The 10125-nt window shown below is 65.1% G+C and carries 11 protein-coding genes; 8 read left to right on the top strand and 3 right to left on the bottom strand.

From position 1 onward, the window contains the following. Together EN935_RS10475 and EN935_RS10470 are read right to left on the bottom strand one after the other, a co-directional pair. Window positions 1-579: isochorismatase family cysteine hydrolase (locus EN935_RS10475; RefSeq protein ID WP_164771072.1), on the bottom strand; the 579-nt coding region annotated here is incomplete at its 3' end. After that, window positions 576-1514 (bottom strand): MurR/RpiR family transcriptional regulator, encoded by a 939-nt coding sequence (locus EN935_RS10470; RefSeq protein WP_127264193.1) that lies wholly within the window; start codon window positions 1512-1514, stop codon window positions 576-578. The genes EN935_RS10475 and EN935_RS10470, both read right to left, overlap by 4 nt. 145 nt (window positions 1515-1659) lie before the next feature. Here EN935_RS10470 and EN935_RS10465 point away from each other — a divergent pair, with 145 nt between their 5' ends. Genes EN935_RS10465 through EN935_RS10435 form a run of 8 tightly spaced genes read left to right on the top strand, consistent with a single transcriptional unit; the run spans window position 1660 to window position 9206 of the window. Continuing rightward, entirely contained in the window at window positions 1660-2640 is a 981-nt protein-coding gene (locus EN935_RS10465) for an FAD-dependent oxidoreductase (protein WP_281040326.1), read from the top strand. After that, on the top strand, window positions 2526-2825 hold the full coding sequence (locus EN935_RS42750; RefSeq protein WP_281040325.1) for an FAD-binding oxidoreductase: 300 nt from the start codon (window positions 2526-2528) through the stop codon (window positions 2823-2825). Before EN935_RS10465 ends, EN935_RS42750 begins: the two co-directional genes overlap by 115 nt. After that, a complete protein-coding gene (locus tag EN935_RS10460) occupies window positions 2825-4681 on the top strand; it encodes a branched-chain amino acid ABC transporter ATP-binding protein/permease (protein WP_127373306.1) in 1857 nt (618 codons plus the stop codon). The genes EN935_RS42750 and EN935_RS10460 overlap by 1 nt, the downstream gene beginning before the upstream one ends. A gap of 45 nt (window positions 4682-4726) precedes the next feature. Further along, the gene (locus tag EN935_RS10455) at window positions 4727-5893 is read left to right on the top strand and encodes an ABC transporter substrate-binding protein (RefSeq protein WP_127264197.1); all 1167 of its coding nucleotides are present in this window, start codon (window positions 4727-4729) and stop codon (window positions 5891-5893) included. A gap of 4 nt (window positions 5894-5897) precedes the next feature. After that, the gene (locus EN935_RS10450) at window positions 5898-6602 is read left to right on the top strand and encodes an ABC transporter ATP-binding protein (RefSeq protein WP_109670061.1); all 705 of its coding nucleotides are present in this window, start codon (window positions 5898-5900) and stop codon (window positions 6600-6602) included. Between the two features lie 5 nt (window positions 6603-6607). Beyond that, window positions 6608-7489, top strand: a complete 882-nt coding sequence (locus tag EN935_RS10445) for a branched-chain amino acid ABC transporter permease (RefSeq protein ID WP_127264199.1) — start codon at window positions 6608-6610, stop codon at window positions 7487-7489. Window positions 7490-7493: 4 nt separating this feature from the next. Further along, entirely contained in the window at window positions 7494-8123 is a 630-nt protein-coding gene (locus tag EN935_RS10440; protein ID WP_127264201.1) for an FMN-binding negative transcriptional regulator, read from the top strand. Window positions 8124-8153: 30 nt separating this feature from the next. Beyond that, window positions 8154-9206, top strand: a complete 1053-nt coding sequence (locus tag EN935_RS10435) for an ornithine cyclodeaminase (protein WP_127264203.1) — start codon at window positions 8154-8156, stop codon at window positions 9204-9206. On the opposite strand, the gene EN935_RS10430 is transcribed toward EN935_RS10435, so the two are convergent. After that, window positions 9207-10125: alcohol dehydrogenase family protein (locus EN935_RS10430; RefSeq protein WP_127373305.1), on the bottom strand; the 919-nt coding region annotated here is incomplete at its 5' end.

Genomic DNA, 10125 nt, shown 5'->3' with positions numbered 1-10125 from the left:
GCCGAAGGCCTTGAGCGCGATGTCGTGGCGTTCCTGGGTGATGGTGGCGCAGGCGTCCGCTACGCAGGTGACGAGGTAGCCACGGTCGGCGCCGTCGCGCACCGTCATGTCGACGCATTGATCGGTCAGCACGCCGACCACGACGAGATAGCGAATGCCGAGGTTCTTCAGGAGATAGTCGACATTGGTCGAGTTGAAGATGCCCGACGACGTCTTCGGCAGCATGATCTCGTCGCCGACCGGTGCCAGCGACGCCACCGGCAGGCCCTCTGCGAGGCTGGGCGCAACATGGATCGGTGTCAGCTTGTGGTCGAGCGAGCGGTCGCGGCCGTCTTCGGTCAGGCTCTGGATTATGGTGTGCAGAACCTCGACGCCGTTGGCCCGCGCGGCGGCCAGCAGGCGCTCCTGGTTGGGGATCGTCTGCGACGATGTCTGCCGGTAGAAATAGTGATCCGGTCCACGCTCCGGATGCGAGGGATCGGCGCCCGGCTCCAGCCAAATGCGCTGCATGTCGACGAGCAGCAGCGCCGTTTCGCCGGCGCGGAAGGCTTCGTTTCGCTTGGGTAGGGCCAGGGTCATGCTTTGTCGTCCTGCTTTGCTGATTTGGGTCCAGGTATCTTGCGTGGTCCGGGTGTATGGCCCGCGCCGTTCTCTTGCGGGTCGCTGTCGAGCGTCACGGCATTGGCATGCCGCACCTTCTCAAGCCGCTCGATGCGAGCACGAGCGTCGTCGTCCAGCGTCGAAACAATATGAGCGGTGAGGGCTTCCATCTGGGCGATCGCCGGCGCCAGCGTATCGTAGGGCGAGGCCACTTCGAGCGGGCTGACGATGGTGACTTCGGCGAGATCTGATATCGGCGACAGCCACTGGTCGGTGAACAGGACAATGCGCACGTCGAGCGCCGCCGCCTGTTTTGCATAGGCCATCACATCGAGCTGGTAGCGGCGGTAGTCGAAGACGACGAGCACGTCGCGCCGGTCGAGGTCGGCCAGTGTGTCGAAAGTCTGTGGCGAGAGCACACCAAGATCGCGAACCTTGGGGCGAAACTGCACGAGATATCCGGCAAGCATGCCGGCGATGTGGCGGCTGAACCGGCCGCCGACCAGCACGACCTCGCCCTTGGCCTCCATCAGCAAGCGGGCCGCTCGCTCGTATGTCTGGACAGGTGTCGCGGCGGTGGCTTTCTGCAGGGCCGTGGTGACGCTATCGAGATAGGCCAGCACGGCGCTGTCGTTCGAGCCGCTCTGCCGCTTGGCCTCCATCATCAGCAGCGGCGAATGCAGCCTTGCCTCGACTTCGGTCAGAAGCTTTGCCTGGAAATCCGGAAACCCTTCATAGCCGAGCTTCATCACCAGTCGCACCACGGTCGGATCGCTGACGCCGGCGCGCCGCGCCAGCGACGAAGCGGTGCCGAGGCCGGAGGTCGGATAGTCCGTCAACAGCAGCCGGACTATCTTCTCCTCCGACGGCGTCAGCGTGAGATCCCCGCGCATCAGAACATCGCGTATCGCCATGGGCCTCCCCGAAATCCGTGTTCTCTTGTTTTGTCGAGTTTATTACAGAGATTTAAATATCGGTCAACAATGAAGAGATGTTGACATCGCGCGATCGCTGGCCCTACCTTGTCGGAAAGCAGCCAAGAGACTGTGGGGAACAGCCATGCGAAACGGAAGCGACGTCATCGTCGTCGGTGCGGGTATTGTCGGATCGAGCACCGCCTATCATCTGGCCAAGGCTGGTGCGAAGGTCACGCTGGTCGAGCAGACCCATCCCGCAGGCGGCCCGTCGGGTAAATCGTCGGCGCTGCTGCACGCCTTCTACCTGATGCCGGAACTGTCGCAGCTTTCCATCCGTGGCCGCGAGATCCTCGTGTCGCTGCCGGAGATATCAGGCGAAGGCTCTTTCGTCACCGCAGTCGGCATGATGTGGGTCTGTGGCAACGGCAACAAGGCAAGCTGGACGGCGGCAGCAGAACGCATCCGCGGTGAGGGTGCGCGCATCGAGACATTGTCGCCGCAGGCCTTTGCCGATGCGGCACCCGGCTTTGCGCTGGACAATGTCGCGCTGGCATTGTGGGAGCCGGAATTTGGTTATGCCGATGCCTTCGGCGCCACCAACGCCATCGCCCGAGCCGCCCGCGCCAACGGTGCGAAGATCATGCAGAACACGTTGGTCGAGAGCCTCCAGCGGCAGGGCGACCGCATCACCGGCGTCACCTTGGCCGATGGAACGGTGCTGGAAGCCGATACGGTCATCCTGGCCGCCGGGCCATGGACGCGCCGCCTGCTGGCGACGGTCGGCCTCGATTTGCCGCTGCATGTCGAGCGCCATCCGATGGCCGTGCTCGACGCCGCCGGCAAGGCAAGGCAGGTCATGCCTTTCGCCTGGTGCGACGACATTTCCTGCAACTATGCGCGGCCCGACAATGACGGCGTCATCCTGGCCGGCACCTGGGCCGGCGGCGGCACCGGCCTGCGCCACGAACATGCGGGCCGCCGCGCTTTGTCGAAAATCCCGATGACTACATGGAAGGTGTCGAGGAGCAGGAATCGGTCGAGATCCTGGAGACCTTCGCCACCCGTGTGCCGGCCATGGCCGAACTTGGCATCCGGCCCGGCTACGCCGGGCTCTACGACATGAGCCCCGACGATCTGCCTGTTATCGGACCCATGCCTGGGGTTGAAGGGCTGATTGTTTCTGCGGGGTCCTCCGGCCACGGCTTCAAGACCGGTCCGGCCGTCGGCGAGGCGGTCGCCAGGCTGGTCACCGAGGGCGTGCAGCCGATCCTGGCGCCGTTCTCACCCAACCGTTTCAAGGCCGCGTGATGGCGTCGGTGACGATAAGCGAGAGCAAGCCCAGCGGCTTCATGCCGGCCGCGTTCCGCAACGCCACGGCCGACGCCTTGTGCATGGTGGCGGTGCTGCTGCTGGTGGCGCTTGCCGCCTTTATCTTCGGCGGCGCCGCCATGCAACGCGTCGTCACCTATGCCGCGATCATGCTGACAGCGGTGCTTGGCCTGCAGATATTCTCCGGCAACAGCGGCATCGTCTCGTTCGGCCAGGCAGCCTTTGTCGGCCTCGGCGCCTATGCCACCGGCATTCTCACCATGCCGACTGCACTGCAGCGAACGGCACTGCGCGACCTGCCGCAGTTCCTCGCCGGGCACCAACTCTCCTTCTTCGCGGCGCTGGCCGTGGTCCTGGTTCTGGCTGTCATCATCGGCCTGTTGACTGGCACGCCGCTGCTCAGGCTTTCCGGGTCGAGTGCCTCGATCGCCACGCTGGCCATGCTGATCATCGTCTACACGCTGCTGGTCGCCGGGCGCGAGATCACCCGCGGCAGCCAGCCCTTCTATGGCGTGCCGCGCGAGGTCGGGCTGTGGACGGCCGCAGCCGTCGCTTCGGCGGCGCTGGTGGCGGCGAGGTTGTTTCGCGAAACCTCCTTCGGCCTTGCCACACGCGCCGCCGCCAATGACGAGCGCGGTGCGGCCGCCGTCGGCGTCGACCAGCGCACGGCGCGTCTGGCCGCCTGGGTGGCGGGTGTCGTTGCCGCCATGGCCGCCGGTGCCTTGATGGCGCAATTCCTTGGTGCGTTTTCGCCGCGCGATTTCTATTTCGACCTCGGCTTCACCATGCTCGCCATGCTGATCGTCGGCGGAATGAACTCGTCGCTCGGCGCTTTCGCCGGCGTCATCGTCACCATCGTTTTGATCGAAGTGGTGCGCCGCTTCGAAGGCGGCGGCGAAGTGCTCGGCCTGCATCTGCCTGTCCTGTTCGGCCTGACCCAGGGTGTGCTGGCCATTGCCATGATCCTGGTCATCTGGCGACGCCCGACCGGCCTGTTCGGCGAGCGTGAGCTGAACCTCCTGCGCCGGCCTGGACGTCAGGCCGTGATGGCTTCGGCGGCACCTCCGCAGCATGTCGAGAGTGACTGGCTCACCGCCGATCATCTGTCGCGCCGCTATGCCGGCGTCGTTGCTGTCGATGACGTCAGTCTGAGCTTCGGTACCGACAGCATCACCGGCATCATCGGCCCCAACGGCGCCGGCAAGACGACGCTGCTCAATATGCTGGCCGGCGATGTCCAGCCAAGTGTCGGCACCGTATCGGTGGGTGGCGCGGTGCGGCAGGCTTCGGCCTTCCGCTTTGCCCGCTCCGGCGTTGCCCGCACCTTCCAGAACATCCGCGTCTTCCCGCACATGACCGTGCTCGAAAATGTCGTCGTCGCCGCACGCCAGGTGGAGCCGGATCTTGGCCATGCCGAGGCGGCGGCAATGGGCGAACTTACGCGCATGGGGCTGGAGAGATTTGCCGATCAGCCGGCCGCCAGGCTTGCCTATGGCCAGCGCCGCCGGCTCGAAGTGGCGCGCGCTCTGGCGTTGAAGCCGCGCTTCCTGCTCCTCGACGAACCGGCCGCCGGCATGAACGCTGTCGAGACCGCCGAACTGGTCTCCATCCTGTCGACGGTCCGCGCCGAGCGTCGCATCGGCGTGGTGCTGATCGAACACGACATGCGGCTGGTGATGAACCTGTGCGAGCGCATCGTCGTCATCGATCATGGCCGCGTCATCGCCGACGGCCCGCCCGCCGATGTCCAGAAGAACCCTGCCGTCATCGCCGCCTATCTCGGCAGCCGCACGGCGCGCGCCAAGACCGCAACAGCTGAAAACCAGACCGCATGACCCGCAACGACAGCCAATCATAAGAAATCCAGAAGGAGAACCGACATGCCAAGCCTCTATCGCCTCCATCGCGCCGCCCTGTGTGCGGCCGTGTTCGGCATCGCCGCCATTTCGACGGCCAGCGCCGAGGAGATCATCATCGGTGCCGCGACCGCGCAGACCGGCGGCCTTGCCCCTTACGACCAGCCGGCACTTGCCGGCCTGCGCATGTCGCTCGACGAACTCAACGCCAAGGGCGGGCTCGGCGGCAAATACACCGTCAAGCTGCTGATCAAGGACACGCGTTCCGACACCGCGCAGACCGCCACCGTCGCCCAGGAGTTGATCGACGCCGGCGCCAAGATCATGATCACGCCGTGCGATGCCGATCCCTCGATTTCCGCCGGCCAGCTCACCCAGCCGCTGGGCATTCCGACCTTGACCCTGTGCGGCTCTGCCCCGGTACTCACCGGCGCGGTCGGCGACGTCATGTTTGGCACCTATCCGGCCGACAATGTGCAGGCGACGGCGGTTGCCGACTTCGCCGTCTCCGAAGGCAAGAAGAAGGTGTTCCTGCTGACTTCGCCGGATTCCACCTACACCGCCAATTTGCCGGAATATTTCGGCAAGGTATTCGAGAAGAAGGGCGGCGCCATTGTCGGTCGCGGCACCTTCAGCATGGGACAGCCCGACTTTTCCGCCGAGATCACCAACATCAAGGGCCTGGCCGACAAGCCGGACCTGATCATGACGGCGGCCTACGAACCCGATTTCCCAGCCTTCATCCAGCAATTGCGCGGCGCCGGCGTCACCATCCCGGTCTATGGCGCCGATGCCATCGGCACGCCGACCATCAAGGCGCTCGGCAAATTGGTCGATGGCGTCGTCTACACCGCGGCCGGCTATGCCGAGCCGGGCAGCAAGCTCGAGGCCTTCAACGCCGCCTTCACCAAATATGCCGGCCACGCACCGGAATCGACCTATGAGGTCAATGGCTACGAGATCGGCCTGATCCTCGACCAGGCGGTCAAGACGGCCGGCTCCGACGACCCCAAGGCAATCCGCGACGCCATCGCCGGCCTCAAGGATTTCGAAGGCATCACCGGCAAGATCACCTATGCCGGCACCGATCGCATGCCGCTGCGGCCAGTGGCGCTGATGCGCTATGACGGCGGCGAGGGCAAGCATGTCCAGACCCTGATCCCCGACGCCGCCGACGTCCCCGCGCCGTGATGTCATGCTGAGCGTCGAAGCCCTGAAAATCCGGTACGGCGAAGTCGAGGCGGTGCGCCGCGTCGACCTCACCGTCGACAGCGGCGAGATCATCGCGCTGGTCGGCGCCAATGGCGCTGGCAAGAGCTCGACGCTCGGCGCCGTCGCCGGGCTGGTGCCGGTTGCATCCGGCAAGGTGATCTTCGACGGTGTCGACATCACCGGCCTGACGCCGGAGGCGATTGCCCGCAAGGGCGTCGCGCTGGTTCCCGAAGGCCGCCGCATCTTCGCCAGTCTGACAGTGGCCGACAATCTGCGGCTCGGCGGCGCAGTGCATCAGCCGGTGGCTGAGGCGCGGCTGCGCGAGGAGGAGATGCTGGAGCTGTTCCCGATCCTGCGTCGCTATTACCGCGTCAAGGGCGGCAATCTGTCCGGCGGCGAACAGCAGATGCTGGCCATCGCCCGCGCGCTGATGGGCAAGCCGCGCATGATCCTGCTCGACGAGCCCTCGCTCGGCCTTGCCCCGCAATTGATCGACACCGTCTTCGACCTGATCGCCGAACTGCGCCGCAAGGGCCTGACCATCCTTCTGGTCGAACAGAATGTGGCGCTGGCGCTAGAAATCGCCGACCGTGCCGTCGTGCTCGCCAATGGCGAGGTGGTGCTGTCGGGCACGGCAAAAGAACTCGCCTCCTCGGACCTCGTCCGCCAAGCCTATTTGGGAGCTTAAGAAGCATGATCGCGCAGCAGATCATCAATGCAGTGAGCCTCGGCGGCGTCTATGCGCTGCTGGCGCTCGGGCTGGCGATCGTCTTTTCCATCGTCGGCCTCATCAACTTCGCCCATGGCGAGCTGATGACGCTGTCGGGCTATGCGCTGCTGGCCTCGCTGGTGCTTGGCTTTCCGTTCCCGGTGGCGGTGCTTGTCGCCGTCTCCTGCGGCGCGCTTGCCGCCGTCGCCATGGAGCGCATCGCGTTTAGGCCGATGCGCGGCGCCAGCGTCACCAGTCTGTTGCTGACCAGCTTCGCCGTCTCCAGCCTGCTGAAGGTCGTCTTCCAGGACGGCATCTCGGCGCGGCCGCAGGCCGTCGCCATGCCCGGCTGGATGACCGGCGCCTTCTCCTTCGGCGACTTCACCATCGGCGTCGGTCCCAGCATCTCGATCGTCGTCTCGGCGCTGGCGCTGATTGCGCTGGAAGTCTTCCTGCGCCGCTCGGTGACCGGCACGGCAATGCGCGCAGCGGCGGAAGATTTCGACGTCGTGCGCTTGATGGGCATTCCGGCCAGCCGCATCATCGCTACAGCCTTCCTGCTCTCCGGCCTGCTGGCCGGGCTGGCGGCCATGCTGTGGGTGGCGCAGCGCGCCTCGGTCGATCCGCTGATGGGTTTTACGCCGGTGCTGAAGGCGTTCATCGCCGCCGTCGTCGGTGGCCTGGGCAGCCTGCCCGGTGCTGTCGCCGGCGGCTTCCTGCTCGGCATCATCGAGGTGCTGTTGCAGGCGACGCTGCCGGGAGCGATCGCACCCTACCGCGACGCCATCGTGCTGTCGGGGGTCATCGCGGTGCTGCTGGTTCGCCCGCAAGGCCTGATCCCAGCGGTTCGCGCCCAGCGAAGCTGACCTGATGTATAGCAAGCCTGAATTCGCGCCGCTGTCGCGCGACGAGGTGTTCGGCTTGATCGAAGCCGCGGCCTTCGCCACGGTGGTGACGTCAGGATCGCAGGGCCTCGCCGTATCGCATCTGCCCTTCGTGCTTGATCGCGTGCGCGGTGAAAACGGAACGTTGGTCTCGCATCTCGCCAGGGCCAATCCGCACAGCGCGCTGATTGCCGAGGGCAGGGAGACGGTCGCCATCTTTCACGGCCCGCATGGCTACATCTCGCCGTCCTGGTATCCGCGCAACCCGGTGCGCGACAGCGCGCCGACCTGGAATTTCGCCGTCGTGCATTGCCATGGCCTGCCGATTCCGCTCGACGATCACGGCACCGCAAGACATCTGCTTCAGCTTGTCGACATGCTGGAGAGAGATCGCGACGATCGCTGGCGGATGCGCGAACTGGGACCCGGCGGCATGGAGCGACGCATACCTGGTATCATAGGGTTTGACCTGCCGATCGGGCGGCTCGAAGCCAAGTTCAAGATGGGACAGGATGAGCGCCTCTACGACACGGGCGGAGCCATCAAAGCGCTGGAGCAAAACGATCCGGCGCTGGCAACGATGATGAAGGCGCACAACGCGCATCGCCAGGACTGACCGCCGGCAAGCGGCAAGGATAAGAAAAAAATGATTCCCAATCTCAACATCGTACCCTTCGTCAGCGCTGACCACATGATGAAGCTGGTGCTGAAGATCGGCGTCGAGCGTTTTCTCGTCGAACTCGCTGGCTACATCGAGGACGATTTCCGCCGCTGGGAGCTGTTCGACAAGACGCCGCGCGTCGCCTCGCACAGCGCCGAAGGCGTCATCGAACTGATGCCGACCAGCGACGGCGAAGTCTACGGCTTCAAATATGTCAACGGTCACCCCAAGAACATGCGCGAGGGCCGCCAGACCGTGACCGCCTTCGGCATGCTCGCCGATGTCCACAATGGCTATCCGGTATTGCTGTCGGAAATGACCATCCTGACCGCGCTGCGCACAGCGGCGATGTCGGCTCTGGCCGCCAAGTACCTGGCGCCGACCGGCTCGAACTGCATGGCGCTGATCGGCAATGGCGCACAGGCCGAATTCCAGGCGGTGGCCTTCAAGGCGCTGCTCGGCGTCGACGGGCTGAGGCTTTACGACATTGACCGCACGGCCACCGAAAAATGCATCCGTAATCTCGCCGGTCTCGGCTTCGACATGGTCGCCTGCGGCACCGCGCAAGAAGCGGTCGAGGGAGCCGACATCATCACCACCGTCACCGCCGACAAGCAGTATGCCACCATCCTCACCGACAACATGGTCGGCTCCGGCGTGCACATCAACGCGGTCGGCGGCGACTGCCCGGGGAAAACCGAACTCCACCGCGACATCCTGCTGCGCTCCGACATCTTCGTCGAATATCCGCCGCAGACGCGCATCGAGGGCGAGATCCAGCAGCTTGCACCGGATCATGAGGTGACCGAGCTGTGGCAGGTGATGTCAGGCGCGGTGCAAGGCCGGCGCGACCCCGGCCAGATCACGCTGTTCGATTCGGTTGGCTTCGCCATCGAGGATTTCTCGGCGCTGCGCTATGTCAGGGATCAGCTGCGCTCGACCGGCCTCTACCAGGAACTCGACATGCTGGCCGACCCCGACGAGCCACGCGACCTGTTCGGCATGCTGCTGAGAGCGGCCCAACAGGTTGAGGCATAGTCAGTCAGCCGAATCCCATATGGCATCCGGCACCACCACCAGTTTGCCAACGAAATCCTTGGCGATGAAATCCGCCTGCGCGTGGTGGAAATCGGAGAGCTTGTAGACGCCGCCGACCAGCGGTCGGATTTTCTTCGCTTCGATGTATCCAACAATGCGGCGAAAATCGGCGCGCGTGCCCTGGCTCGAGCCATGTAGCTGCAACTGCTTGAGATACATGGTCCTGAGATCGAGCTGCACGACCGGGCCGGCGATTGCCCCGGCCGTGGTGTAGCGGCCTTCGGGTCGCAGGATGCGTAACAGGTCGTTGAAGATGGCGCCGCCGACGAGGTCGGCCACCACGTCGATCGGCTGGCCGCCGGTCGCCTCGTTCACGGCATGAGGAAGGTCGGCAACGCCACGGGTGATGACAGCCTCGGCGCCGATGTCGAGCACCGCCTGTTCCTTGCCCTTGCCGACGACGGCATAGGGAATGGCGCCGCGCGCCCGCGCCAGTTGCACGATGCCGGAACCGACACCACCCGAGGCGCCGGTGACCAGCACGCGTTCACCGGCCTTGAGCGCGGCCCGTTCCAGCATCTGTTCGCCGGTGAGATAGGCGCAGCAGAAGGTGGCGAGTTCGACGTCGGTCAGCTCGGTATCGACGACATGGGCATTCTCGGCCGGCACGGCCTGGTATTCGGCGTAGCCGCCGTCGCGGCCATGGCCCATATAGTCGATGTCGGCGAGTGAATCGTCGTCGCGGTTGTAGATCGAGAAATCGACCATCACCCGTTCGCCGATACGGTCCGGCGACACACCTTCGCCGACAGCGGCGACGGTGCCGACCGTGTCGGTGCCCTGGATGCGCGGGAACGTCAGCGTGTTGCCCTGGCGGCGCCATGTTGATACCGCGGCAGCGTCCTCTTCCGTGCCATAG

This window comes from Mesorhizobium sp. M7D.F.Ca.US.004.03.1.1 (genome assembly GCF_003998635.1).
In the GTDB taxonomy this organism is placed as follows: Bacteria; Pseudomonadota; Alphaproteobacteria; order Rhizobiales; family Rhizobiaceae; genus Mesorhizobium; species Mesorhizobium loti.
This window is presented reverse-complemented; position numbering and strand designations above follow the sequence as displayed.